Genomic DNA, 25,023 nt, shown 5'->3' on the forward strand with positions numbered 1-25,023 from the left:
CCGATGTTTGTGGCGCTCCAAGGCGACCACGTTGTAACATCCATACAGGAGCAGCCGCCCGCACCTTGGCTCGGGCGAGACCCCAATCACCCCATCTGTTGAAGAAGCATCCCGTTTGGCCTTGAGGATAGCCTCATGCAATCCTTCTTCCGTCTGACCTGATCAACCCCAGCCGCCTCCCCCGCTTCCACCGCCGCCGCCACCAGAAGGAATGACAGGCGCAGGAACAGGCTCGTCCTCAACCGGTATAATCACTTTCTTCGCGCTTTTTTGTTTGCGAACGGGCTTGACGACCTTCGGCGGAGGCACCCGGCGGACAATCTTCGGCTGGGGCGTTTCGAAACGTCCATACCCTGGTCGACCATCCTCGTTGAGGGATGCTGCAAAATCTGCTCCGCCGGCAAAGCGTGCGGGGATAGCTGCATATCGAGGCAGAGAAAGTACCACAAAGCACCGGGCTGTGCGTGCGACGGATAGGGCGCCGACCCGGCAATCAGCCAATGACACCGAGGAATGGGTCAGCTACGCTGACGCGGCGGCGGACTTGATTCCGCCTGGCCGGCACCTATCCCATGCCCTCCCCCGCTCCCGATGGGTGCCGGCCATCTTCAGCGCGACGCGAGCGCTTCAGTTCCCCCGGAGCTTAATCGGATCCCAGCCTCACCGGCCGCCGCTCGTGCAGGCATGCGCCCCGACCGTGCTGAACAGTGCGTCTTTGCGTACCGCCGGATGGAGCGGCAGGTACTTAGCTCCGCCACGGGGCTATGATCCGAGGCGGGTAGGCCGCCGAGCAATGTCCCTTCATCGGTGGTCCGCCGGGTGCCCACTGTATGCCTCGATCGATATGATGCCTTTAACAAAGCGGAAAGAACTGTGACCTTATCCAGAGCAGACAGGACGTAGATGAGGTCGCAAGCCGACCCGCAAATGACAATCAAACTCCTGACCCAACAAATTTCTCGGCGACGAGGAGGTCTCTGCACTCGTCAGGCGAACCGAGCGCCTTGCCATTACCGTGACCATACTAATGGCGATCTTCCTGATCTTCGCACCGGTGGTCTTCATTGCTCTGATGTAGCCTCCTCTCAGTTGCTCGGTGCGGATCTTGCTCTGGGCATTGGGTGGGCCGGCATGTTCCTGGACCTACTTCCGAAGGTGCTCGCGCATCTCTCGATTGCTGCTGACGAAAGCGCTGCCGACGTATTGCGCGTGCCGATCTCAGGCGAGTGCCGGCATTCCCGGCTCGCACTCGGCGCCCGGCATTTCGAACTCACTTTCGGGGCCTGCAAATCTTCCGCGCTCCCGGCGGGGGCATGGCCAAGTGCGTGTGCTTCTGGAAAATCCCAATCGTGTCGGTATAGGTAATCCGGACCTCGCGTCCGCACCCCTCGCACTTGTAATGGGAAACAACCTGGAACCAGCCGCCGTTCTTGACGAGCGAAGTTGCAATGCGGGCATTGGAAAGTCAGACCGGCAGAGGATAGAATGGGAGAGAGGGACATTGCAGCGCCTCGCATTCTGGAGAGCTCAAAGCTCGTCCAGCCCGTCAACGAAGGATGCGGCTATCAAATCGTCGGCTTCAATTCCCCCCTTGCGCTTCTCCGGTCGCGACCTTCCCGCCGTACCTTTCGGAACGGCGGGCTGTCCTCTGAGTCGTCAGGTCACTGGATGATCTTGACGATCTTGCGTGTGCCCGGGTCGACAACGACGGTCCGATCGTCGACGACCGTATAGCGATACTTCTTGACGTTAGGCACTTCATGAAGCTCGACCGTATCGGGCAACGTCGAACCGATATTGAGCTCCACTCCAGGGACTTTCACCGATGCGAGCGGCTGCTTCTTGACATATTCCTTGATGACGGTTTCCTGCTCAGGCTCGATGACGACGTCCTGAGCGGCTACGGCGCCGACACCTGCAAGCAGCAAGAATCCCGCGACTGCGGTGGAAAGATGAATTCTCATAGCTATCTCCTTGTGGGCTCGTGGGCGCAAAACATCGCGCCAAAGCGCCCCAAACCTGCAGCTTCTCTAGACGTTCCAAACTGAGCCTTAAGGCTTGCGTGCGTAGGACCTAAGTCTGAGTCGCTGCGCGCAATGGCCCCCCACAGTGTAGCCGTCCGGAACTGCGTCTGTTCGTACTCGTTGCGGTCCCTCAAGGGAGGAGCCTATGGAGAACAGTGTTCACGAAGCTCGCTGGCTGCTTGCACCGGTTTTCGCCATCTCCCTCACCTGCTTGGTGATTGGAATAGTCGCGAGTTGATGGTCGTTAGCCAGAAATGACGCTCAAAAAGTCCCCAGAAATTGTATTTGCGCAGCTAGAGTCCCTTCCTGCGCTGATGGGATCCGCCCGCCAAATCGAGGAGTGGCGGGCGGATTCTCATTTGCAGCTGCTGAGTGAGTAGGAAAACGGAAATGAACGAGAACAAGGGCAACCAAGCCTACGTCGACCGAGGCCGCCTATCGATCGATCGATGCGTTTTATGAGGTGGAACGTTTCGCGCGGAAAAATTGTATTTCGCCAAGTCAAGTCAGCAAACTGATTAAAAAGATCGGCAACGACCGCCAGACCCTCACCAAGGCAGTGAAAAAGCTGCGAGATCGCCATTGAAAAACCCGCCGCACTCCAACCAAGAGTTGGGATTCCATATCCGGCCTCATGTTCGCTTTTTACACACCGTTCACTCGTGCATCCTGACGGGCACTATTTTTGATGCATCAGCTACTACAGCGACGGTCTTCTGAATCTTGGGGGTTCAAAATGCCTTTCAAACGAGCCGGTCTATACCCATCCGATCTGGACCTTTTCCAACGCGTTTTTCGACCAACTCTGCAGTGAGGAGAAGATCGCCCGCTCCTCCCAAGCTGACCAAATGCTCGCAATGCAAATAGTTGGCGTCTTTCGAGAGACAGGCTCGAACGACACCGATCTGCCCGAGCTCGTGAGAGCGAAACGTAGCATTCTTCGTCCCAAAAATTCCCCAGCCGCTACTCCATAGCGGCGGGAAAGATAAGCGTTACGAAGACGCCTCGGGACTCATATTCGGACCTCAGCTTGTTCCATGACATGACCTTGCCAGGCGCCGTTTTGCTTCTGGAGCCCGATGATCTCATGGTGCCGCTCGACGATCAGACCACGGCAGCGAGGATCACTGCTTGCCTCGTACTGGACCATGTGGAGGCTGAGCCATTGGCGCTCGCGTACTTTGCCGAACCCTGGTGTTTCTCCAGCCCGGCGGATGAGGCAGCCGTTTTTCGCCGGTGGTGAGTTCATTGATGGCCTTGGAGAACTCGTCAAAATGCTGACGAGCCCGAGCGAACGCCGCATGAGTCCGACCTCGCTCTGTCGCTACATCGGTGTGCGGCTAGCGGCCAAAAGGCTCAAACCGTGCGGCTGTGTCCGTGCTGCCAGGATCGATCTTCGCCAACCGCGATCTCGCCTCGGCCACGCGTCGTTGCGCAGCCCGGATCGTGCTGCACAGCGCGAGGTTGATACCGACACCGCAGTCTTCATCCAGCATTTCATTTGCACGTTCGAGGGAGCGTTCGGCCCGGTTAAGCCGCTGTCGGGCTCTCGCCAGTTCCATATCCAAAAGTTCCATTATTCCGAATCCATTGCGGTCCCTTCGATTTGTAAACCGCTTGTGGTCGACGTTGGTTCCGGCTGTTCGCGAGCGTGTCGCTCAGACGTCGATGTGGCGGCGTTCTGGAGCGAGAGTGGTGGCGCCGGTGGCCTGAAGATCGCGACGAACGAAACGCCGGCCCAGTTCAACCCGCGCGACGTCCTTCAAAGCTGGGGGGATCGATCTTCACCAATCGGTCTGCGGCCTCGACCGCAGTTCGTATCCTTCTGCAGAGCGCGAGATTTTCGGCCAGCATTTCTTCAGTGCGTCGAAGCGCGAGCTCGGTCCGGTGGATGCGCTGCCTGGCATTGGCAACTTCCGATGTCAAAATATCGGCCGCCATCCCGTGGCCGTGGGGTTCCATAGTGTCCATGGGTTTGTAATACATGGGGGGCGATATCGTTCCCTGTTGTCGTGCGAAGCGGGGTATCGCAGCGTTCTGGATTGCGACTGGCGAAAAATGAAGGCCTCGAGCGTTCATCGACTGACCATTGGAAACGGCACCTGAAAACTTCACATTGAACCGTTCATCGGAACGACGCTGCTTTCCCACATCACGGTGCCGGCGGTGCGCAAGTTCGCGGACAAGCTGCGGAACGAAGCAACGAAGGCCGATTGCAGACGATGGCCCGGAAGGCTCTCGGTTCGCTTGGGGCGCTTTGCTCTGACGCGCAGGAACGCGGCCTGGCCACACGCGATCCGGTCAGGGCCTCCGCCGCGCGCGGCGCAGAGGCAAGGAGCGCTAGGCGGAAAAGCGACAGAAAAGCAAGCGCAAGATCAGCGTCGACATACCGACGCGCGAAGAGATCAAGGCCATTCTTGCCTCATCGACGGGACGCTGGCGCCCGCTTCTCGGCACTGCCGTCTTTACCGGCACGCGATCGTCGGAGCTTCGCCGGCTGCGATGGAGTGACGTGGATTTCGAGCGAGCACAGATTAGCGTTCACCAGCGCGCCGACGACTATGGGGCGATCGGCCGGCCAAAGCCTGAAGCGGGAGAGAGAACGATCCCTGGTTGGAAGCTCGCCTGCCCCCGTCGCGTGACTGGCAACGAGGCCGCGGGCAATCCCGTCAGGGAATTGCACTAGGTGTTCCCGATAGCAAGCGGCAATATCGAAAGCGGATCGAACATCACCAAACGCGGTTTCCTCCCAACGCAGGTGTCGGCTGGCGTGACTGTCGCGAGCGAAGAGAGAAACCAGGACGGCGAAGTCGTCATGGCGGCCAAGTATGGCGGCATGCACGCCCTTCGCCATTTCTCTGCATCATGGTTGATCAATCGGCCAGGAGGTTGTGGGCTCGGCCTTCCACCAAAGGTCATCCAGGAACGGCTAGGGACATAGCTCGATCGTGATAACCATGGACGTCTGCCCATGAAGGCATCAAGGCGGCCGTCACCAAGGTGCTGTGCGCGATCTGGCAGAGGTGCCGCGTCCACTTCATGAGGAACGTGCTGGCCCATGCCGGCAAGAGCGGGCGCCGCGGTCTCCGCTTTCATCGCCACCGCCTTCGCCCAGGAAAACGCCCGGGGCCGCAAGCACGCAATGGCGCGCCGTCGCCGACCAGATCCGGCCGAAGGTGCCGAAGCTGGCGACAATCATGGACGACGCCGAGCCCGACGTGCTTGCCTACATGACTTTCCCCAAGGAGTACCGCGCCAAGCTGCACTCGACCAATCCGATCGAGCGCCTCAACGGCGAGATCAAGCGGCGCACCGAGGTCGTCGGCATCTTCCCAAATGATGACGCCATCGTCCGCCTGGTTGGCGCGATCCTGCTCGAACAGAACGACGAATGGGCTGTGCAGCGCGCCAGATACATGACGCTGGAAACCATCAGCCAAATGAGCGATGATCCTCTGATCAGCCTGCCAGCCGTGGCACGCTGATCAGCCCGGCCCCGTGCCGGAGAGCGCGGCGACCAAGCCGTCAGCTACACCACTCCCTGGGACACGATCTTGCTTTGCAGCTCCCTATGGCACATGGCGAGCTTGAGATCGGACCGGACGACGCAAGATTGCCAAGGCTGGCGGCGATACTGAGGTGAGATCCCCTAGGTGTCATCCGGTGCGCAGCGAAATATTGAAACTTGATGATTTGGTTCTGGCCGCCGACGTGACCGGCAATCCGCAGCATCCGGCACTGCTGCTGCTACACGGTTGGCCACACAATCGTCGGGTCTACGACACTGTGATCGACGCCTTCGCGGCGGATTTCTACGCAATTGTCCCTGATCTGCCGGGCATCGGCGAGTCTATCGGCGCTCCACGAACCGGCGAAAAGGCAGTGCTCGCGGATATCGTCCTCACGGCTGCGGAAGAGCTTGGCGCCAAGGACATCGTGGTCGCCGGGTTTGATGTCGGCGGCATGATTGCCTTTGGATCGGCCCGCGAACATGGGGCGCGCATACGCGGCGCGGTGGTAGCCCATACGGTCTTGCCGGGCAGCGAACCCTGGACGAAGGTGATCAGCAATCCGCATATCTGGCATTTCGCCTTCCACGCCATACCGGAGCTGCCCGAGGTGCTGGTTACCGGTCACGAACGGGAGTATTTTGACTTCTTCACGAATTTCCTTGCCGGGAGGAAAGAGGCGGTAACGGAGAAACACCGAGCCGCCTTCACCAAAGCCTATGAACGACCGGAGGCATTGAAGGCCGGCTTCGACTGGTATCGAGCGTTCGAGGCGGACGCCAAGAAGAACATGCGGCACAAGCGGATCAGGACGCCCATGCTTTATCTGCGCGGCAACGCGGACGGCCGCGGAATCGAGGACTATGTTGCTGGGATCGAGGCAATTGGTGCCGAGGCCTTGACAGGTAAGGTCATCAGCGGAGCTGGCGAGTTCATGCCCCTCGAAAAACCGGAGGCATTCGTCCAGGTCGTGCGCGACTTTGCGAAGAGCGCTGTGTCGGCTAGGGCCAAGGCAGCGTAGCGTTGTACTACCCGACGAGCCACAGCAATGTCGTCAGCGCGAGGATTCACTCATGGCGCATAGAAGGGCCGAGGTTCGCTTGTGGCGAAGCTGACGATCCGTGGCTCCCATTATCATCATTATTCATGGTCTTTCTCCGAGAGCAGCCGATATCAGGCCGCTCAGTTTCCGGCGGCCAATCGTCACCCGTCGCAACTGGCTCAGGTGCTTTTGAGCGTGCCGTTCATCCCTTCCGGATAGAAGCCGCCCTTGCTCACTCCGTCCTTGTCGGTGAGGTAGACGATCCGGAGCACCTGTTGCGGTGTTCTGGTGAAGGCGATTGCGTCCGGCGTTGAAGGAACGATGTTGGCTTTGCCGTCCACCTGGATCCCCTGGTCCTTATCGTCTGATCCGTCGATTTTGTCTCGGGCATCGGAGACAGCGTTGGCGGCCTTCCAGGCTTTCTCTCCCTTCCGGTATAGCGTAGATCGCGCCATTCCCATGTGGTAGGCCTCGACCGCCAGGATGCCTGCGGCGGCGGCGAGGAAGTCTTTGTTTTTCAGAACTGTCGCCGCACCCGCATAGGCGGTGACGCCGACATCCTCGAACAGCATGCCGCCGAGAACGAAGTTCGTTTCGTTACCGAAGGGATCGAAGTCCCGCCCGAGGCCAGCTGCCTCCGTAACCGCCTTGAACCCCGCATCGAAATCTATGGCCGGCCTGTCGACGGCGTTCTTTGCAAGCGTCTTGCGGTAGAATCGGACGTGCGCAAGTTCGTTTTCAGCAACTTCCTGCATGAATTGGCCGATGGCGGGTGTTTCGAAGGACACTTTCTTTCCGCCGACGACATCGCCCGGTTTCGAGCCGGCATCGGCGTCGTCGATACCCTTTCCGGTGGTGCCGCGGAGGTAGTATTCAGCCTCCATATATTCGAGATTGAGCGCAAAGCGGAAAATGTCCTCGTCCGATATGTCCTGTGCCAATACCGGAGAAGGCCGCGCGATGCCGCCGAGTGCCGCTCCGGCACCGAGTACGACAAGTCCCTGAAGCGACTGACGCCGGGATAGGTGAAGTGCGCCCTGCATAGCGGTCTCCTATGTTTGTTGATTCAACACCGCTGTCAGCACCGCGGCGCCGAATGCATTTGCCCGACGATTAGATGGTCCGGGGCGCCGAAATATTCCCGTGTCCCGCTACAAAAGCCCCGCGAAAGAAGCCGGCGTAATCTCGGCGTGGACTGCGTCTACGTGCGCTCGGTCGCCACATTCAACAGATGAGTATTCTTTCGAACCAGGCTGATTGCGAGCCGATCTAAGACTGATTGCGCGAGGCGGTCACAACGGGCGCCAGCGAAGAGAAACGTATCCGTGAACACGGTGGTGAGCTTGTCACGCAGCGCCTCGCGAAGCAGCCGGCGTGCGCGATAAAGGCGGGTGCTCACTGTCTGAGGTCGCAATGCCAAAAGAAAAGCCGTTTCCTCAATGCTCATTTCCTCAACGTCCCGCATGACAAAGACGATGCGAAAGGGCTCTGGCAGGCCACCGACGGCCCCCTCCAGGAGGCCGCGGATTTCAACGAGCGCGGCTGCTTCTTCGGGATCAGGGTTGTGGGCGCTGAATGGAGCGACCATGCCTTCGATGGCTTTCACGTCGACAGTGGGCCGCCTTTTCCGGCGGCGTCCCAGCGCCTCGTTCAGCGCGATCCGGGTGAGCCAGGTCGACAGCCGCGCCTCCGCGCGGAATTCGGCCAGATGGGTGAAGGCGTGGATATAGGTCTCCTGAAGTACGTCCTCCGCCTCAGTGTCGTCATTCAGGACGGCGCGGGCGACCCGGTGAAGCCGCTGATTGTGACGCTTGATGATTAACCAGAATGCGGCGGGGTCACGCTGACGCGCGTGTTCAACCAGCCCCGCGTCGTCAAGGTCTTCGATCCTCACTGCCTCGTTGGATCCGGTCGGCTTCACCATAGGCGGTCCAGATGCATCAGCTTACTATGAGATAAGCGTTTTCCGGGTTTCGGTCTGCAGCCCTGTGGAAACTTGGGACTCTAGCGAACCAGAGGTCTGCTCACCACCCAACCGCGACGTAGAACGCTCCACGGCAGTAGGGCGGAGCCGAACCCTTCGGCCGGCTCGGTCGCGCCAGAAGCAGTCACTCCGTAGCGAGCCCTTGAATGACCGCAATGAGGCCGATGAACGAACCCGCTGGCCTGTGGCCCGCGGGTTCCTTCCTCGGGTACTTGCGTACGCCTGCCGGCGCCCGACCGGGCTGCCGCTCTTGTCCATCCTGTTCGTGGCATCGATCATGATGCCGCTGTTCCTGCCCGAAGCCTTGTTGCCCGACAAGTTCGTGCGTGCGCTGGTCGCCCTCACCATCTTCGCCGCGGCCTATCTCGCCGAGGTGATCCGCGGCGGCCTGCAGGCCATCCCGAATGGCCAATACGAGGCCGCGGCGGCGCTCGGCCTGCCCTTCTGGCGCACGCAATATCTCGTCATCCTGCCGCAGGCGATCCAGGTGGCGATCCCGGCGCTGGCCAACACCATCATCGTCATGATCAAGAACACCAGCCTTGTCCTGGTGGTCGGCCTGTTCGACCTGATCAGCTCCGGTAACGCGGCGCTGGCCGACCCGGACTGGCCGCCGCCGGCGGCCGAGACGTTCCTGTTCATCGGCGCGATCTTCTTCGCACTCTCGTTCTCATTCGCCCGCTTCGCCGACTTCCTGGAGAGGCGCGGCCCCACCGCTCACTAGGAAATGTTGTGATGTTATCATCCGCCGCCAAGCGCGTTCCGCCCATGCCCGATCCCAATGATCCGCCGGCAATCGAAATGACCGGGATGAACAAGTGGTACGGGAACTTCCATGTGCTGAAGGACATCGACTTGACAGTCCTTCGCGGCGAAAAGCTGGTGATCTGCGGGCCCTCGGGCTCGGGCAAGTCGACCATGATCCGTTGCATCAACCGGCTGGAGGAGCACCAGCAGGGACAGATCGTCGTCGACGGCGTCGAACTCACCAATGATTTGAAGAAGATAGACCTAATTCGCCGCGACATCGGCATGGTGTTCCAGCATTTCAACCTGTTCCCGCACCTGACCATTCTGGAGAACCTGACGCTGGCGCCGATCTGGGTGCGCAGGATGCAGCGCGCACAAGCCGAGCAGACCGCCATGCATTATCTGGAACGGGTGAAGATTCCGGACCAGGCGCACAAATATCCCGGCCAGCTTTCAGGCGGTCAGCAGCAGCGGGTTGCGATCGCGCGTGCGCTCTGTATGAGCCCGAAAATCATGCTCTTCGACGAGCCCACGTCGGCACTCGATCCGGAAATGGTCAAAGAAGTGCTCGACACCATGGTCGCGCTGGCTGGGGATGGCATGACCATGCTGTGTGTCACGCACGAGATGGGATTTGCCGCCAGGTCGCCGACCGCATCGTCTTTATGGACCAGGGCGAGATTGTCGAGATGAACACGCCCTCCGAATTCTTCTCGCATCCGCGTCACCAGCGCAGCAAACTGTTCCTTACCCAGATCCTGAACTAGCGAACCTCTTCCGCCAGCCCAAGCGTCGGCCGGATGAGCAGACGCAAGTCAGAAATCTGGTCCGAGTCCTGGATCAGCGCGCCGCGACCTGCCAGACCGCGACGCCGGCGAGGATGAGGCCGGCGACACCTTCTATGCCGCGCGAGATGAGGTCGAACAAAAAGGGCCGACTCTCGAAGAAATGCACCAGCCGCTCGCGAAGCAGGATCGACAGCGCCGCGACTGACGAGAGTGTCAGCGCGACGCCAAGCATCATGGTGATCGCGAAAAGGATGCCGGCTCCGGGAACGCCTCGCAACATGGCGAAGCTCATCACGAACAGCGTCAGCGGACACGGGATCAGGCCGGCAATGACACCGACGACCTCCCCTTCATGTTTGTGCCTGCCGGTGGTTCAGCGCGCGCCATCCATCCACAGACCGATGAGCCCGAGGAGTGCCCGACTGACATCTTCGAGCAGCGGTGCCCGGCCAACACTTCCCAGAACAATAAAAGCGCGTCACGTTCGTCCGGCCTCATGCGACACGCTTTAGGTTTTTGTTTTTATGCATGCCGTTTTCGCAAAACCGCTGCACACTTTTGCGCGACATGCATTAGACACGAGCGGCAAGGAGAGGACGGCGATCAGCACCGCCATCGTCACATGGGTAACAGAGAGCGTGATCGAGACGAGTAGACTGCGCAAGACCTTCGCATCCGAGCCGGCGCTGGACGGCTATATCGACATTAAATCCGAGCTTTTCATCGGGCTCGACGCGAGGCGGAGCGGCTGGCGGAGGTCAGCTTCAACAAGCCCGGACCGCGCCGCGCACCGGTCAATGCCTATCTCGTCAATCTGCGCGACCGTCTGGTGCTCGTAGACGCCGGTACGTCGGACAGCATGGGCCGTCACCCGGCCGCCTTTCGGCCGCTACCGAGGCGGCCGGCGTCGCTCCGGACCAGATCGACACTTTGCTGATTACTCACATGCATCCCGACCACATCAACGGCGTTCTGACTCCCGCCGGCGAGGCGCTATTTCCAAATGCAGAGCTCGTCGTCACCGCAACCGACTACGCTTTCTGGCATGACGACGCGAACATGAACCAGGCGCCGGACGAGGCGAAGCCGTTCTTCATCAGGGCACGCAAGCCCGCCGCCGCTTATGCGGACCGCCTGCCGCAAGTGGACGGCGAGCGCGACGCGCTCGGCTCGATCCACACCGTGCCGTTGCCCGGCCACACGCCGGGCCATGCCGGCTTCATTGTCGAATCGGATGGCGAGGCGCTGATGTCGTGCACATGGCGACCTATCAGTTCGCCCGCCCGGAGTGGAGCATCGCGTTCGATGTCGATTCCAAACTGGCCGCCGAGACGCGCAAGCGGACGCTCGACCGGGTCGCTGCCGATCGGATGCCGATCGCCGGGATGCATTTGCCGTTCCCCGGTTTCGGACATGTCGGGCGCCACGGCAAGCCCATCGCTTCGTGCCGGCCGAATGGGTCTATGAACTGTAGGCAGAAGTCGGCACGTTAAGCGACGCGTCTGCATCCGCATCGTCAAGTTCTGGGGTTCGACATGGATGCGCTGACATAGCCCAGATCGGGCGAGCCTTCGATGCGGTTCTTTTTAGGCCGGTGCATCAGCGGGGCTGTAGCGGCGCTCTGAGGTCTTGCCGTCGGGCTCCGGGCATAATCAACATTCAGGTGGAGCACCCGGCCAGGCGCAGCTGGTCAGGTTTGCGCATCTCTTTTGGCTCGGATTATTTGGCAAAACGTCTAGAGTTGCTGGAAGGGTCGATCGCATCGGTCATTCGCACAAGTTCGGCGACCGATCGCGCGTTCATCTTTTGCATCACTTGCCCGCGGTGGAGTTTGACTGTCGCCTCGCTCAGACCAATGTCCGCGGCGATCTGCTTGTTCCGGCGCCCAGTTACGACCAGTGCCATGACCTCGCGCTCGCGCGGCGTCAGGGTTTCAAAGTCCGCGCCAACTCTCGAGACGGTGCGAGCACAGGCCCGGTGGGCTTGGTCCCGCTCGATTGCCAAATGAACGGCATCCAATAGATCTTGACTTCGGACAGGCTTCGGCAGGAACTCCACGGCGCCGGCTTTCATGGCCCGAACAGCCATCGGAACGTCGGCGTGACCGCTGATGAATATGATTGGGAGACGGACGCCCTCCCTGACAAGGAAGTCTTGGAAGTCGAGCCCACTCTGCCCGGGGAGGCGAACGTCAAGAACCAAACACCCAGGACGATCCGGCTGGTCGTCGGCAAGAAACGCCTGGACAGATGCGAATAGCTCCACGCGGAGGCCAATCGACTGGAAAAGTTCGTTCAACGCCTCGCGGATGGACTCGTCATCATCAATGACAAAGACCGTCGGCCTTGTATCGTCAATGCGAGGAGACATGGGCATTGTCGTCGACGAAAACGGGCAGGGTAAAGCAAAAGGCACTTCCCAAGGGCACTCTCGGCGCGGTCCATATGCGACCGCCATGCGCTTCGATTATGGAGCGACAAATCGACAATCCCATGCCGATTCCTTCGCGCTTCGTAGTGAAAAAAGCTTCGAAGAGTTGGGCGCTGTTGTCCGGATCCAACCCGACTCCTGTGTCGGAAACAGTCACCAAGATGTAGCCAGGATCACCCGGTTGAGTGTCTATATGCATACGTCGAGGCTGATGCTGGCTCGCAGAGATCGCCTCAATACCGTTCATAATCAGATTCAAGAGCACCTGCTGCATCTGGATACGGTCCCCAAGGATCTCGGCATCCATCGTGAGGTCTGTCTCCGCGACTATCTCATGTCGGCGCAGTTCGCCACGCGTCAGCAGCAGCACCTCGAGGATTACTTGATTGAGATTCAGTTCGCTCATCTGCGGTGGAGACTTCTTGGCCAGGGCCCGGATGCTGGCGATGATATCACCGGCGCGGTGGCCGTCCCTTACGATGCGCTCTGCGGCTTGCCGTGCCTTCGAGATATTGAGATGTTCGTCTGTAAGCCACTGCACGCAAGTTGCGGCATTGGTCACGATTGCCATCAGCGGCTGGTTGACTTCATGGGCGATCGAAACTGTCAGTTCCCCCATGGCGGTCAATCTTCCCGCGCGGGCAAGGCCTGCCTGAGCCTCTCGAAGCGTCATCTCGAACCGATGCGCGTCTTCCTCTTTGGCTCGTTGTTCGGTTATGTCGAAAATCGTCCCCCCGTAACTTGGAGCCTCGCTTTCATTCAACGCCAATCGCCCACGGCTCTGAACCAACTTGACCGATCCGTCGGGCAGTACGATGCGGTGCTCGAATTCGAATTCTCCCCCATCTGCCATTGCGGTTGCATGCACGGCTTCGACGTGGTCCCGGTCCTGCGGATGCACACGCGCCAATAGTGCCTGATAGGTGACCTCCCTTTCACTTGCGTTGAACCCGAAGATCCGTGCGCACTCCTCAGACCACGATATACGGTCTGTCCCGGCACTCCAGCTCCAGCTCCCGGTATGACTGATCCTTTGGCCCTCTGCCAGCATCGACTCGCTCTTGCTTAGAGCGTCTTCGGCGTTCTTCCGGTGCACGATGACGCTTGCGAGATGGGTAAACTGTTCCAAGATCCTTTCCTCCCATGCTGTGATCTCACGTGCTTCACGAGCATAGAGCGCCAAGGTACCGAAAACGCCGCCGCTGCCTGAGAGTATGGGCGTTGACCAGCAGGCTCTCAGGTCATGATCCAGGGCCAAGTTGCGATAGTCAATCCAGAGCGGATCGGTTTTGATATCTGAGACGAAAACCTTCTCCGCGCGATAGGCTCCGGTGCCGCACGATCCGGCTGCAGGTCCGATCAGCCCGCCGTCGATAGCCTTCGTGAAGCTCGCCGGAAGGCTTGGAGCGATACAATGTCGAAGTGTGTTGGCCGCTGCATCCAGGACCAACAAGCTTGCCGGAGATCCGCCTGTCATATCTTCGATAGCTCGAACCAGGGAGTCCAGAATTGGCATCAGATCGCAGCCGTCCGCGATCATTTCAAGGAGCCGCTTCTCTGCGGAAATCAGCTCTTCGGCACGCTTGATGTCTTCGATGTCTGTGTTCGTGCCATACCACTTTACGATTGCGCCGCTTTCATCGCGCATAGGCGAGGCCCGTACCAGAAACCTGCGGGTCGCGCCGTCGAACCGTACCATGCGCGCTTCGATTTCTCCTCCAACGCCAGTCGCCAGAACGTCCGTCCATTTCTTTACGACCTTGTCGACATCGGCAGCGTGGAAGGTGGAGATCCATACATCGCCCGTCATTGCTTGTGGCGGGATCCCGGTAAAATCGTGCCACCGCTTGTTTGCAAACTCGATCGAGCCGTCGGGTAGTGCGCTCCAGGCCAGCGCGGGGATCATGTCGAATGACTGGCGCAACTCGACTTCCGCCCCTCGCGCGTATTCCTGCGCTGTCTTGATATCCAGGAATAACTGCGCGTTTTCGATCGATATGGCCGCCTGGGAGGCAAGAACCCGCAATAGCGACAGCTTGTTCGGTGTGAACAGATGGGACGATAGGTTGTTCTCCAGATAGAGGACACCGACAAGCAGTTTCTGCTTGACCAGCGGGAGACATAAGACGGACCGTGGACACGCGCGGAGCAGATAGGGGTCGGCCGAATGCGGATTGGCAGTCAAAGCGTCATCCAGGATGATGACATCATGCGTGCGCGTGACAAAGTTTAAGATGGACTCAGGCAGCTCGCTTGCCGGTCTGGATTGACGCCGCGGATGCACGACTACGCCTTCGGCGCTGGTGATGGCCTCAGCGACGATGCGCATCTCCCCTTCCAGCGGCAGGAGCAGGAGCCCACGGACAGCGCCGGCGTGCTCAACCACCGCTGTCATCAATCGCTCGATCAACCGCTCAAGAATAATCTCGCCGGACACTGCCTGCGACACCTCGATCACAGCAGCCAGATCCAGGTGCTTCAGCTCGATCCCGCTCGCAGCTGTTCCTACGCGCGGCGATAGTTCGCCGCCCAGTTGGGGATACAGCCGATCGAGTTGGCTTACCTTGGCGGCGGCACCCCAACGAAGGTAGCAGGACCGCGCGTTGCGTAGATAAGCGTCGGCGATCGTCTCGAAGCCGCGCTCTGCGTAGAACCGCGCGGCAAGCTCGTTGGCAATGCCCTCGTTATGGACGAAATCCTGCTCGCGCGCCGACCTCACAGCGTCCTCGTAAAGCCGCATGGCGTCCAAGTCCCGTCGTTCAAGACGGGCCAGCTCGGCCCCGAGCAGGGCCGCGCGGTGCGTGAAATTTTCGGGGCCGCTCTCCGCCCACGTCGTGATTTGCTGGTGATGGGCTGCAAGCTCTTCCAATTGGCTGGATCTTTCCTCCGCCGACGCGGAGTCGTAGCGCCCCGCCCGAGCGAGTCCCGCATAGAAATGGTATTCTGGCAGCTCGATTTGAGTCGGCAGCGTCCAAAGCAAAGACGCGACCTTCGATGCTGCTGCGACGGCAGATGCGTAATCGCCGGCATAGACGCGGGCTTGCAGCTTGCGAATCCAATAGCGGGAGGCGGCGATCGCCAGTCGCGGGTTGTCCTCCAGATGTTGCTCGAACTGGAGTTCATCGAACTCTGCGTCATTGAAAGAGTTGAAATCCGGCGTTTGCCCGCGGAGGGTCCGGATAAGCCTGAGTTGCGCGACGATGACATCGCTGATGAGACCGAAGCGCGCGCGCCGCACGAATTCGAGCGCACTCTCCGCCTCTCGTTCGACTTCGCCGAGCGGCTCGCCGGAGGCGAGAAGGATGGTGACCAGGTCGACGCGGGAAAAGGCGGCAAAGGTAAGGTCACCCGCGTCCCGCGCCGCCTCAAAGGCGCGTCGCAGGAAGACTCGGCAGGTCGCCAAATGCTGCGTCCAATGGGCAAGGTGGAGCGTGAACACCGAATAGACGCTGCCGCTGAGACGGTCGAGACCTCGCTTCTCGACCAGATCCAAGGCAAGCCTGCCGAAGCGACTACCGGCCTGGGGGTTGCCCAAGTAGATGCCGAGGACGCTGCCAAGCAGCGCATAAGCGAGGCATGATCCATCGGTGTTGCCGTACTGGAGGCTGAGCGCTGCCATCCGTACAATGACGAGACGGAACAGGTTCAAGTCGGTGAACTGGGCCGGCGATAGGAGCGCGGTGAGCACGTTCATGGTCGCCCGCCGGTCGGGGTCGGTCATGAGTGGCAGATCGACCAGGGCCTCGATCGAGCCAGCCTCGATCGGCCGCCATAACCGACCATATTCCTGGCGAATGTCCTCCTCCGTCGCATGCCGCGACCACTGGAGGTCAACCCGCCGGAGATAGTCCAGGCCAACCTCGACAGCGCTGTCGCTGCGGTCCAAGGTCGTGTAGAGATTGAGGCGAACACAGGTCACGGCAGCAGCGTCAACGGTGGTCTGCGGGCGCATTGACAGCGCCGAGAGACGTGCTTCCGCTGACGCCAACTCTCCGGATAGATACTCGCACTCAGCCCAGTTCAGCTCAAGGTCGAACGTGAGTCGGTACCACCGTTCCCATTCGTTGTTCGCCAGCAGAGCGCGGCCGGCGGTAAAATACTGCAGGGCCGAGGCATAGGCGGTTGCCGCCTTGGCCCGCTTGCCCGCTATGAGGTCAAGCCCGGCGACTTGCTCGCGCTCCTCCGGCGTGGCAATTAGCGCCGCGCCGCGAGCGAACTGGTTCACGACTTCGAAGATGCTCTCCTCGAGTTCCTCTGTCGTGGCCCGCGCTGCAAGCAGGCGGCCAATCCGAAGATGCACAATGGCACGCTCGCCTTCTGCGACGAGTGCATAAGCCGCTTCCTGCACACGGTCATGGGTGAATGCGAAGCCGCCGTCCACAATCAGGACAAGGCCCGCGAGAATGGCTTCCCAAAGCGCGTCATCCGTTGCCTGCTCGGACCGCCCGACGACGATGCTCAGCGTCATCAGCCGCGCACCATTTCCGAGGCAGGCCAGAATCTTCACCGCCTCCAATGCCGCGCCGGACAGGCGTGCCAGTCTTCCGGCCATAAGCTCGGCGAGGTTGTCGGTGATCCCCTTGGCGCCGATACGGGCCACATCCCACCGCCATGTGCCCGCGTTCCGGTCGAAAGCGAGCAGTTCTTCGTCTCCAAGCGCTGCCAGGAACTGCCCAGCGAAAAATGGGTTACCCTCGGTCTTGTCGTACACAAGCTCGGCTAAAGGCCGAACGAAATTGGCATCTGACTGTAGAGCGTCCGCCAACAGAAGCGATACTTCGTTGCGCGCTAGAGATCCAAGACGCACCTCTTCAAGCCTGCGATTAGCGTTCCGCATCATCTCCAGGGTCGGAGCGAGGGAATGAGTCGGTCCGATCTCATTGTCCCGATAGGCACAGATCAACAGGAGATGTCGAACGTCCGACTCCGCAGCGAGACGCCGAATGAGCTCGATCGTGGCCGCATCCAGCCACTGCACATCGTCGATAAACAACGCCAGCGGGTGATCCGGCCGGGCAAAGACCCCAAGGAACCGCTGAAAAACCAGGTGAAAGCGATTCTGCGCGTCCTGAGGCGGGAGATCGGGCGCCGGCGGTTGCTCGCCAATTATGACGGCGAGCTCCGGGATCAGGTTGATCATCAGTTGGCCGTTCGGCCCCAGCGCCTCGAGTAGTTCTCGCCGCCGCCGATCAAGGTCCGTTTCTTCGAGGCTCAGGATCTGGCGGACGATGCCTTGGAAAGCCTGGGCAATGGTCGCGTATGGAATGTCGCGCTTGTACTGATCGAACTTACCGGCCGCGAACAGGCCTGGCTTTGAAACCAGCGCCTTGCGCAGTTCCCCCACCAGCGACGACTTGCCGACTCCCGCGGGACCCGACACTAGAACGACCTCCGTCTCTCCCAGTCTGGCGACGCGACCGAAGGCCTTCAGGAGGCTGTCGAGCTGACCGGAGCGTCCGTACAGGCTCTCCGGGATCCGAAGCCAGTCTGGGCGATCACTCGCTGCAATCACGAATGCGTCGACGCGTCCATATGTCGTCCATGAATCGAAACAACGCCGCAGGTCGGATTCGACCGCGATGATGGTCTGGTATCGATCTTCCGCTGTCTTGGCCAAGAGTTTGACCAAAATCGCCTCGAGGGTTTGCGGGACATTGGGCACACGTTCACGCGGCGGGATTGGCTGGCGCGCGATATGGCAATGGATCCATTCTATGGGTTCAGAGGCGGTGAACGGCAGCTCTCCGGTCAACATCTCGTAAAGGGTGACGCCGAGGGAATAGAGATCACTGCGCGAATCGATTGAGCGGTTCGTACGGCCTGTCTGCTCGGGAGACATGTAAGGAAGTGTTCCTGCGATCAGTTCCGGCGGCGCTGGAGGCTGGCGTTCGCGGGGCAGTTGGATCGCTAGGCCAAAGCCCATGAGCCGAACATGCCAGTTGTCGTCGACGAGTACGTTCGCCGGCTTGATATCCTTGTGTATCAGGCCACAGGCATGGACCTGCCGAAGCGCTGCGACAAGCCCGATGGCCAAGTTCAGGAAATCTCCTTGTGGCAGAGGCGCGCCGAGTTGCCCGTCAAGTGGACGGCCGCCCGGGTCTTCAAGCACGAGCGCCATACGGCCTTCATGGCGTGCAAGCGCCACCGGCCGGACCGCCCAGGCGGGGTCAAGCTGGTCCGACAACGCAAGCTCTCGCTCCAGCCGTTCGAGAGTCGACCTTTGCGGTTGGAGGGAGGTTGGGGACAGAACAAGGATCGTCTTGCCAGACGCTCGTCCGCGATAGAGAGCGGTCTCGCCGTCTTCGCGCAGCCTTTCCAGCACATATCCGGAAATGTCCATCATGGCGGCCCCCGCTTCGCGGCACTTAACCTTGCAACCGTAGTCGTTCCGCAAGGCGGCCGGTAGCTAAAAACCAACTTACCTTTCATTAGAACAAGGCGTTTTTGCCCAAGCGAGCTGCGGGCGGCCGCCTAACAAGTCCTCACGCAATCTCTCGCGATCTCCTTCGATCTATGCGGTTCCCTGACGTAAGTTGGAGGCATACCAAGGCGGAAGAAAGCGGCGAAGCGAGTGAACAGCCCAAGCAAACGGGGTTCGAGTTTCGAGGCCTTTTACGAGAGCGTCGTGATCGGCGACGCGAGCCAACTCACACCGACAAAATTAGCGCTCCCGGCGTTCGCCATCGCCACCGAGCCGACGGTCACCGCAGTCGATTCAGATCAGAAAGGACAGACCATGAGCATGATCACAACCAAGGACGGCACCGAGATCTACTATAAGGACTGGGGCTTGGGACAGCCTGTCGTGTTCAGCCACGGCTGGCCGCTTTCCTCCGATGCCTTCGAGGACCAGATGTTCTTTCTGGCCTCCAATGGCTATCGCTGCATTGCACATGATCGCCGGGGACATGGCCGCTCCAGCCAGCCCTGGAAGGGCAACGACCTCGACACCTATGCCGACGATCTCGCCGAACTCACCGCGGCGCTTGATCTGAAGGATGCAATCCATGTCGGCCATTCCACCGGCGGCGGTGAAGTCACCCGCTATATCGGTCGGCACGGCACGGGACGAGTGGCCAAGGCCGTGCTGATTGGTGCCATCCCGCCAGTCATGCTCAGGTCGGAGAAGAACCCGGGCGGCACGCCGATCGAGGCATTCAATCAGTTGCGCGCAGCCGTTCTCACAGATCGCTCGCAATTCTGGAAGGATCTCAGTGTTCCCTTCTATGGCTACAACCGCCCGGGAGCGAAGGTATCGGAGGGAGTCTGCGAGTCGTTCTGGCTCCAGGGCATGATGGCCGGCTTCCCGGCGTCTTACTTCTGCATCAAGGCCTTCTCCGAAACCGACCTCACCGAGGATTTGAAAGAGATCGACGTGCCGACGCTCGTGCTGCACGGCGACGACGACCAGATCGTCCCGATCGCGGATTCGGCTCTCCTCTCGTCGAAGCTGATCAAGAACGCGAAACTCGTCGTCTATGAAGGCGCCCCGCACGGAATGTGCACCACCCTCAAGGACCAGGTGAACGACGAGTTGCTCGCCTTCATCAAATCCTGACGCAAAATCCGCCTCTGCTGCTTCGCAGAAAACAACCGCCCGGCGGCTGGGTGAGTTCTGCCCGACTGTCGAAAGGACAAATCAATGACCGAGAAAGCTTCGGGATTCCTTGCCTCTGCGTCGCGCCGGGTCGTGCTGATAGGAGCGACCGGGTTGGTCGCAACGTCAGTCATGGGTCTCCCCATCGTACCAGGTGGAAATGAGGCTCGGGCGGCTGCCAAAAAGCCTCAGAAGGGTCGAACCGGCGATACTCTCGCCACCAAAGACGGCACCGAGATCTACTATAAGGACTGGGGCTCGGGACAGCCTGTCGTGTTCAGCCACGGCTGGCCGCTTTCCTCCGATGCCTTCGAGGACCAGATGTTCTTTCTGGCCTCCAATGGCTATCGCTGCATTGCACATGATCGCCGGGGACATGGCCGCTCCAGCCAGCCCTGGAACGGCAACAACCTCGACACCTATGCCGACGATCTCGCCGAACTCACCGCCGCGCTTGATCTGAAGGATGCAATCCATGTCGGCCATTCCACCGGCGGCGGTGAAGTCACCCGCTATATTGGTCGACACGGCACGGGACGGGTGGCCAAGGCTGTACTGATCAGTGCGATACCACCGCTTCGACTGAAGACGGAAGCGAACCCCCTCGGCGCGTCGATCGAAGCGTTCGACCAGGTGCGCGCCAGTGTTCAAGCGGACCGCTCACAATTCTGGAAGGATCTTAGTCTTGCCTTCTATGGCTATAACCGCCCGGGAACGAAGATATCGCAAGGAGTCTGCGAGTCGTTCTGGCTCCAGGGCATGATGGCCGGCTTCCCGGCGTCCTATCTCGGCATCAAGGCACAGTCCGAGACAGATCTCACCGAGGATTTGAAGAAGATCGACGTGCCGACGCTCGTGCTGCACGGAGACGACGACCAGCTAGTTCCGATCGTGGATTCGGCGCTGCTGTCGGCGAAGCTTGTGAAGAATGCGAAACTGAAGGTGATCAAAGGTGCACCGCACGGTTTATGCACGACACACAAAGACGAGGTGAACGCGGAGCTCCTCGCCTTCATACGCCAAACGGCCTGACTCCCCGCCTCCTCCCCCACAGGCCGTTGACTGCGCTACGCGGGCGACCGCGTGCCCGCGTAGCGCCTTTCCTCAACAATCCCGGCAGCCGCCGGACAAAGGAGATCAAATGTTCACTTTCAATACCCGCCGCACCGCGCTGGTGTTTGCTGCCGCACTGCTTTCTTCGACCCCACTGCCGATGATGGTCAATGCCCCTGCAAGTGCCGCCGCTGAGACCGTGGACTCGACCACCCACTACCACACGGTCAAGATCGGTGGCGTCGACGTTTTCTATCGTGAGGCAGGGCCGGCGAACGCGCCGGTTGTGCTTCTGCTTCACGGCTTCCCGACCTCTTCACACATGTTCCGCAATCTGATCCCGGCGCTTGCCGACCGCTATCACGTGATCGCGCCCGACTACCCGGGATTTGGCGAGAGCGCGGCACCTGATCACACCAAATTCGCGTACACCTTCGCTCACTACGCCGATCTGGTGGATGGCTTGCTCGGGCGACTCGGCGCGAACAACTACGCGATGTACGTCATGGACTACGGCGCTCCGGTCGGATACCGGCTCGCGCTCAAACATCCGGAACGGGTAACCGCCTTGATCGTGCAAAACGGCAACGCTTACGAGGAGGGCCTGAAGGAATTCTGGGATCCGATCAAGGCCTATTGGGCAGACGGTTCGGCCGCGCATCGGAAGGCGCTGAGTTTCCTTGTCACGCCTGCCGTCACGAAATTCCAATACACGGACGGCGTAGCCGACGTTTCCCGGATCGACCCGGACAATTGGGAACATGACCAGGTGCTGCTCGACCGTCCCGGCAACAAGGACATTCAGCTCGATCTCTTCCACGACTATGGCAGCAACGTCCCACTCTACCCGAAATTCCAGGCATTTTTCCGCGAGCGCAAGCCGCCAATGCTGGTCGTGTGGGGCAAGAACGACAAAATCTTCCCCGCCGATGGCGCCGGCCCATATCTTCGTGATTTGCCAGGAGCCGAGCTTCATTTGCTGGATACCGGGCATTTCGCGCTCGAAGACAAGCTGGATGAGATGGTACCGCTGATCCGGGACTTCCTGGACCGCAAGCTGGCCACCAACTGAGCCAACGTCAGCTGCGATCGGAGCGCTGGCGGCGTCGCGGCCGCCAGCGGGTGGACGCGAGACGCACAAACACGACATGACGCACCATCAAAGGATGAAACAATCATGTACGCCCGCCGGCATTTACTTTCGCGTCGCGGCTTTTGCCTGTGCTGCATGGCCGCTTCCGCCGGCGCTGTTACCGGCGGCTGGCTCACACCTCGGGAAGCATTTGCCGAGGCACGCGGCATCGTCAGCCTGATCAAGGACGGTGCCGCCGTATCGCCCATAGCCACCCACAAATTGCGCGGCAACGTGAGTGTGCTTGAGGGTTCCGGCGGCAACGTCGCGGTCCTCACTGGACCCGACGGCAAGGTGCTTGTCGATGCCGGCATCGGGGTTTCCCGCCCTCAAATGACGAGGGCGCTCGCCAATCTCGGCCCCGAGCCGATCACACATTTGATCAACACGCATTGGCATTTTGATCACACCGACGGCAATGCATGGCTTCGCTCGGCCGGAGCGAAGATCATCGCTCACGAAAACACCCGCAAATATCTCTCACAGACCCAGCGCGTCGAGGAATGGGACTATAACTTCCGGCCATTGCTCCCGGATGGATTACCCAGCGAAGTGTTCGCCGACAGGCGCGATCTGCAGCTCAATCGGGCGTCCATCGCACTGAAACGTTGCGGCCCGGCGCACACCGACAGCGACATCTCCGTCACGTTTGGCGAAGCAGATATCGTCCATGTCGGTGATACCTATTGGAACGGCATTTATCCCTTCATCGACTATTCGACGGGCGGCAGCATCGACGGAATGATCGCTGCGTCCGACGCTAATCTCGCCGCGACAACCGGCAAGACGATCATCATTCCGGGTTACGGCCATCCGGTCAGCAACCGAGCGGAGCTCCAGGACTTTCGCGACATGCTGGTCGTGATCCGGGAGAATGTCGCGAAGCTGAAGCGCCTGGGACGAACGCGCGACGAAACCGTGGTGGCCAAACCTACGGCTGCGTTCGACGGCAAGTGGGGCAACTTCGTGATCGATCCCGGTTTTTTCACTCGGTTGGTCTACGAAGGCGTTTGATCGCCAAATCGGATTTCGGAGCGTCTGCTCGGTTGAAACATGAGCGCCGTCGAACAATTTTGGCCGGCAGCCGCAGGCTGGGACCACACACTGCCTCTATTCATCGCCGCTGCGACCAACTTGGATCAGGAGATTTCGTAATGGGCAAGCTCAACGGAAAAGTCGCAGTGATCACCGGCGCAACGAGTGGCATAGGTTTGGCCGCGGCAAAACGGTTTGCGGCGGAAGGCGCCCGTGTATTCATGACCGGCCGCCGCAAAAGGGAACTCGATGCGGCGATCAACGAAGTTGGCAACAATTCGCGAGGCATTCAGGGTGATGTAGCGAACCTAGCCGATCTCGACCGCCTTTTTGAGATCGTGAAGGATGAAGCCGGCGCCATCGACATTCTATTCGCCAACGCAGGTGGCGGGGAATTTTCCGCTCTCGGCGCTATTACGGAAGAGCATTTCGACAGAACTTTTGGAGTCAACGTAAAAGGCACGCTCTTCACAGTCCAGAAGGCGCTGCCGCTTCTCAGGGACCATAGCTCGATCATCCTTACCGGATCGACCGCTGCGACGACTGGCACGCCTGGGTTCAGCGTCTACGGCGCCAGCAAGGCAGCAATCCGCAACTTCGCGCGCAGTTGGATTCTTGATCTGGTCGGCCGAGGGATTCGCGTCAATATACTTGTCCCCGGCGCCACCTCTACTCCCGGCTGGCACGAGCTCGCGCCATCCGAGGAGGCCCACAATGAGATGATCCGGTTCGTGTCGACAAGAACGCCGTTAGGGCGTCTCGCTGACCCCGACGAAACCGCAAGCGCAGCCCTCTTCCTTGCTTCCAGCGACAGCAGCTTCGTCACGGGAAGCGAGTTGTTTGTCGATGGCGGCTCCGCGCAGATCTAGGTTTCAGGTTACGTCGTCGGGACCGTGACCAACCGCTTACCAATCGAAACACTGACTGAAAGGAGAAAGATCATGCCTGAACAACGCCCGCCGCTGCCGCCGTTCACCCGCGAATCCGCCATCCAGAAGGTTCGCGGTGCAGAAGATGGCTGGAACAGCTGCAATCCCGAACGCGTGTCGCTCGCCTATACTGTTGACAGCTATTGGCGCAATCGCTCGACTTTTGTGCAGGGACGCGAGGCTATCGTCGCCTTCCTGACCGGCAAGTGGGTGCGTGAACTGGATTATCGGCTGATCAAGGAACTTTGGGCCTTCACGGACAACCGCATCGCCGTTCGCTTCGCTTATGAATATCACGACGATTCCGGCAACTGGTTCCGCGCCTATGGCAATGAGAATTGGGAATTCGATGAAAACGGCCTGATGCAAAAACGCTTTGCCTGCATCAATGATTTGCCAATTCAGGAATCAGAATGCAAATTCTTGTGGAACCGCTCCGGACCACGTCCGGCCGATCATCCGGGCCTGTCGGAGTTAGGGTTGTAATCTGTGCCTAAGACCATCACCGTACGTTCGGACGTCATTCCGGTCCTTGCCGAGATCTTCCGCGAACATGGCTTCGAAGGCGCGAGCCACCATCGGCCAGAAGACCGGACTCGGCAACGGGCCGACCTTTCCGTCCCGGTCGGCAACCAGTGCGTGACGACGCCACCGCCCTTTCGCTCTTCCGGGAAGCGCGGAAATCTCGAAGTTGGACTCACGGATCTGCCAGATCGTCAGGGTTCTCGTGCCATCTAGCCAACCATCTAG

The 25,023-nt window shown here is 60.0% G+C and carries 17 protein-coding genes and 4 pseudogenes; 12 read left to right on the top strand and 9 right to left on the bottom strand.

Translation table 11 applies throughout. The annotated features are described in order from the left end of the window. Window positions 1–1,661 precede the first annotated feature (1,661 nt). A complete protein-coding gene (locus NKI54_RS32640) occupies window positions 1,662–1,964 on the bottom strand; it encodes a DUF1236 domain-containing protein (protein ID WP_352648076.1) in 303 nt (100 codons plus the stop codon). Between the two features lie 1,090 nt (window positions 1,965–3,054). Between NKI54_RS32640 and NKI54_RS32645 the strand changes: the two genes are divergently transcribed. Then, window positions 3,055–3,267: a hypothetical protein gene (locus NKI54_RS32645; protein WP_352693751.1), complete on the top strand. Its 213-nt coding sequence runs from the start codon at window positions 3,055–3,057 to the stop codon at window positions 3,265–3,267. A 97-nt stretch (window positions 3,268–3,364) separates the two neighbouring features. Here NKI54_RS32645 and NKI54_RS32650 read toward each other — a convergent pair whose 3' ends face one another. Together NKI54_RS32650 and NKI54_RS32655 are read right to left on the bottom strand one after the other, a co-directional pair. Next, complete coding sequence (locus NKI54_RS32650) at window positions 3,365–3,601, bottom strand: hypothetical protein (RefSeq protein WP_352693753.1); 237 nt, start codon at window positions 3,599–3,601, stop codon at window positions 3,365–3,367. Window positions 3,602–3,767: 166 nt separating this feature from the next. Next, a complete protein-coding gene (locus tag NKI54_RS32655) occupies window positions 3,768–4,010 on the bottom strand; it encodes a hypothetical protein (RefSeq protein WP_352693755.1) in 243 nt (80 codons plus the stop codon). Window positions 4,011–4,985: 975 nt separating this feature from the next. Here NKI54_RS32655 and NKI54_RS32665 point away from each other — a divergent pair. After that, window positions 4,986–5,509: pseudogene (locus tag NKI54_RS32665) on the top strand (transposase); the annotation flags it as partial. A gap of 193 nt (window positions 5,510–5,702) precedes the next feature. After that, window positions 5,703–6,554, top strand: a complete 852-nt coding sequence (locus NKI54_RS32670) for an alpha/beta fold hydrolase (protein ID WP_352693757.1) — start codon at window positions 5,703–5,705, stop codon at window positions 6,552–6,554. A gap of 200 nt (window positions 6,555–6,754) precedes the next feature. Here the strand turns inward: NKI54_RS32670 and NKI54_RS32675 are convergent, their stop codons facing one another. Together NKI54_RS32675 and NKI54_RS32680 are read right to left on the bottom strand one after the other, a co-directional pair. Beyond that, window positions 6,755–7,618, bottom strand: a complete 864-nt coding sequence (locus tag NKI54_RS32675; protein ID WP_502894653.1) for a ferritin-like domain-containing protein — start codon at window positions 7,616–7,618, stop codon at window positions 6,755–6,757. A 158-nt stretch (window positions 7,619–7,776) separates the two neighbouring features. Continuing rightward, the gene (locus NKI54_RS32680; protein ID WP_352693759.1) at window positions 7,777–8,499 is read right to left on the bottom strand and encodes an RNA polymerase sigma factor; all 723 of its coding nucleotides are present in this window, start codon (window positions 8,497–8,499) and stop codon (window positions 7,777–7,779) included. A gap of 310 nt (window positions 8,500–8,809) precedes the next feature. Here NKI54_RS32680 and NKI54_RS32685 point away from each other — a divergent pair, with 310 nt between their 5' ends. Further along, a complete protein-coding gene (locus NKI54_RS32685; RefSeq protein ID WP_352693761.1) occupies window positions 8,810–9,283 on the top strand; it encodes an ABC transporter permease subunit in 474 nt (157 codons plus the stop codon). Between the two features lie 44 nt (window positions 9,284–9,327). Next, window positions 9,328–10,076 (top strand): annotated as a pseudogene (locus NKI54_RS32690) (amino acid ABC transporter ATP-binding protein). A 73-nt stretch (window positions 10,077–10,149) separates the two neighbouring features. Here the strand turns inward: NKI54_RS32690 and NKI54_RS32695 are convergent. Further along, a pseudogene (locus NKI54_RS32695) lies at window positions 10,150–10,446 on the bottom strand (ABC transporter permease); the annotation flags it as partial. 225 nt (window positions 10,447–10,671) lie between these two features. Then, window positions 10,672–10,758, bottom strand: a pseudogene (locus NKI54_RS32700) (ABC transporter permease); the annotation flags it as partial. A gap of 269 nt (window positions 10,759–11,027) precedes the next feature. Here NKI54_RS32700 and NKI54_RS32705 point away from each other — a divergent pair. Continuing rightward, window positions 11,028–11,564: an MBL fold metallo-hydrolase gene (locus NKI54_RS32705; protein WP_352693763.1), complete on the top strand. Its 537-nt coding sequence runs from the start codon at window positions 11,028–11,030 to the stop codon at window positions 11,562–11,564. 252 nt (window positions 11,565–11,816) lie between these two features. On the opposite strand, the gene NKI54_RS32710 is transcribed toward NKI54_RS32705, so the two are convergent. Together NKI54_RS32710 and NKI54_RS32715 are read right to left on the bottom strand one after the other, a co-directional pair. Further along, on the bottom strand, window positions 11,817–12,467 hold the full coding sequence (locus tag NKI54_RS32710) for a response regulator transcription factor (protein ID WP_352693765.1): 651 nt from the start codon (window positions 12,465–12,467) through the stop codon (window positions 11,817–11,819). Further along, window positions 12,451–18,870, bottom strand: coding sequence for an AAA family ATPase (locus NKI54_RS32715; RefSeq protein ID WP_352693767.1), 6,420 nt, complete (start codon window positions 18,868–18,870; stop codon window positions 12,451–12,453). The genes NKI54_RS32710 and NKI54_RS32715 overlap by 17 nt, the downstream gene beginning before the upstream one ends. A 393-nt stretch (window positions 18,871–19,263) precedes the next feature. On the opposite strand from NKI54_RS32715, the gene NKI54_RS32720 reads away from it, so the two are divergent. The 6 genes from NKI54_RS32720 (at window position 19,264) to NKI54_RS32745 (ending at window position 24,759) form a co-directional block, all read left to right on the top strand. Further along, the gene (locus NKI54_RS32720) at window positions 19,264–20,085 is read left to right on the top strand and encodes an alpha/beta fold hydrolase (protein WP_502898291.1); all 822 of its coding nucleotides are present in this window, start codon (window positions 19,264–19,266) and stop codon (window positions 20,083–20,085) included. Window positions 20,086–20,169: 84 nt separating this feature from the next. Next, window positions 20,170–21,156 carry an alpha/beta fold hydrolase gene (locus tag NKI54_RS32725; RefSeq protein ID WP_352693768.1) on the top strand — a complete coding sequence of 329 codons (987 nt, stop codon included), beginning with the start codon at window positions 20,170–20,172 and terminating at the stop codon, window positions 21,154–21,156. A gap of 181 nt (window positions 21,157–21,337) precedes the next feature. After that, complete coding sequence (locus NKI54_RS32730; protein WP_352693770.1) at window positions 21,338–22,249, top strand: alpha/beta fold hydrolase; 912 nt, start codon at window positions 21,338–21,340, stop codon at window positions 22,247–22,249. 105 nt (window positions 22,250–22,354) lie between these two features. Then, window positions 22,355–23,323 carry an MBL fold metallo-hydrolase gene (locus tag NKI54_RS32735; protein WP_352693771.1) on the top strand — a complete coding sequence of 323 codons (969 nt, stop codon included), beginning with the start codon at window positions 22,355–22,357 and terminating at the stop codon, window positions 23,321–23,323. A gap of 140 nt (window positions 23,324–23,463) precedes the next feature. Next, window positions 23,464–24,213 carry an SDR family NAD(P)-dependent oxidoreductase gene (locus tag NKI54_RS32740; RefSeq protein ID WP_352693773.1) on the top strand — a complete coding sequence of 250 codons (750 nt, stop codon included), beginning with the start codon at window positions 23,464–23,466 and terminating at the stop codon, window positions 24,211–24,213. A 72-nt stretch (window positions 24,214–24,285) separates the two neighbouring features. Next, window positions 24,286–24,759: a nuclear transport factor 2 family protein gene (locus tag NKI54_RS32745; protein ID WP_352693775.1), complete on the top strand. Its 474-nt coding sequence runs from the start codon at window positions 24,286–24,288 to the stop codon at window positions 24,757–24,759. Window positions 24,760–25,023 lie beyond the last annotated feature (264 nt).

Source organism: Mesorhizobium sp. M0663 (assembly GCF_040320585.1).
In the GTDB taxonomy this organism is placed as follows: Bacteria; Pseudomonadota; Alphaproteobacteria; order Rhizobiales; family Rhizobiaceae; genus Mesorhizobium.

Excerpts from the sequence above, each read along its gene's own strand:
- NKI54_RS32640 (WP_352648076.1), bottom strand. The coding sequence starts at position 1,964 with ATGAGAATTCATCTTTCCACCGCAGTCGCGGGATTCTTGCTGCTTGCA.
- NKI54_RS32740 (WP_352693773.1), top strand. The coding sequence starts at position 23,464 with ATGGGCAAGCTCAACGGAAAAGTCGCAGTGATCACCGGCGCAACGAGT.
- NKI54_RS32675 (WP_502894653.1), bottom strand. The coding sequence starts at position 7,618 with ATGCAGGGCGCACTTCACCTATCCCGGCGTCAGTCGCTTCAGGGACTT.
- NKI54_RS32730 (WP_352693770.1), top strand. The coding sequence starts at position 21,338 with ATGATGGTCAATGCCCCTGCAAGTGCCGCCGCTGAGACCGTGGACTCG.
- NKI54_RS32725 (WP_352693768.1), top strand. The coding sequence starts at position 20,170 with ATGACCGAGAAAGCTTCGGGATTCCTTGCCTCTGCGTCGCGCCGGGTC.
- NKI54_RS32655 (WP_352693755.1), bottom strand. The coding sequence starts at position 4,010 with ATGTATTACAAACCCATGGACACTATGGAACCCCACGGCCACGGGATG.
- NKI54_RS32745 (WP_352693775.1), top strand. The coding sequence starts at position 24,286 with ATGCCTGAACAACGCCCGCCGCTGCCGCCGTTCACCCGCGAATCCGCC.
- NKI54_RS32710 (WP_352693765.1), bottom strand. The coding sequence starts at position 12,467 with ATGTCTCCTCGCATTGACGATACAAGGCCGACGGTCTTTGTCATTGAT.
- NKI54_RS32720 (WP_502898291.1), top strand. The coding sequence starts at position 19,264 with ATGAGCATGATCACAACCAAGGACGGCACCGAGATCTACTATAAGGAC.
- NKI54_RS32715 (WP_352693767.1), bottom strand. The coding sequence starts at position 18,870 with ATGATGGACATTTCCGGATATGTGCTGGAAAGGCTGCGCGAAGACGGC.
- NKI54_RS32650 (WP_352693753.1), bottom strand. The coding sequence starts at position 3,601 with ATGGAACTTTTGGATATGGAACTGGCGAGAGCCCGACAGCGGCTTAAC.
- NKI54_RS32680 (WP_352693759.1), bottom strand. The coding sequence starts at position 8,499 with ATGGTGAAGCCGACCGGATCCAACGAGGCAGTGAGGATCGAAGACCTT.
- NKI54_RS32735 (WP_352693771.1), top strand. The coding sequence starts at position 22,355 with ATGTACGCCCGCCGGCATTTACTTTCGCGTCGCGGCTTTTGCCTGTGC.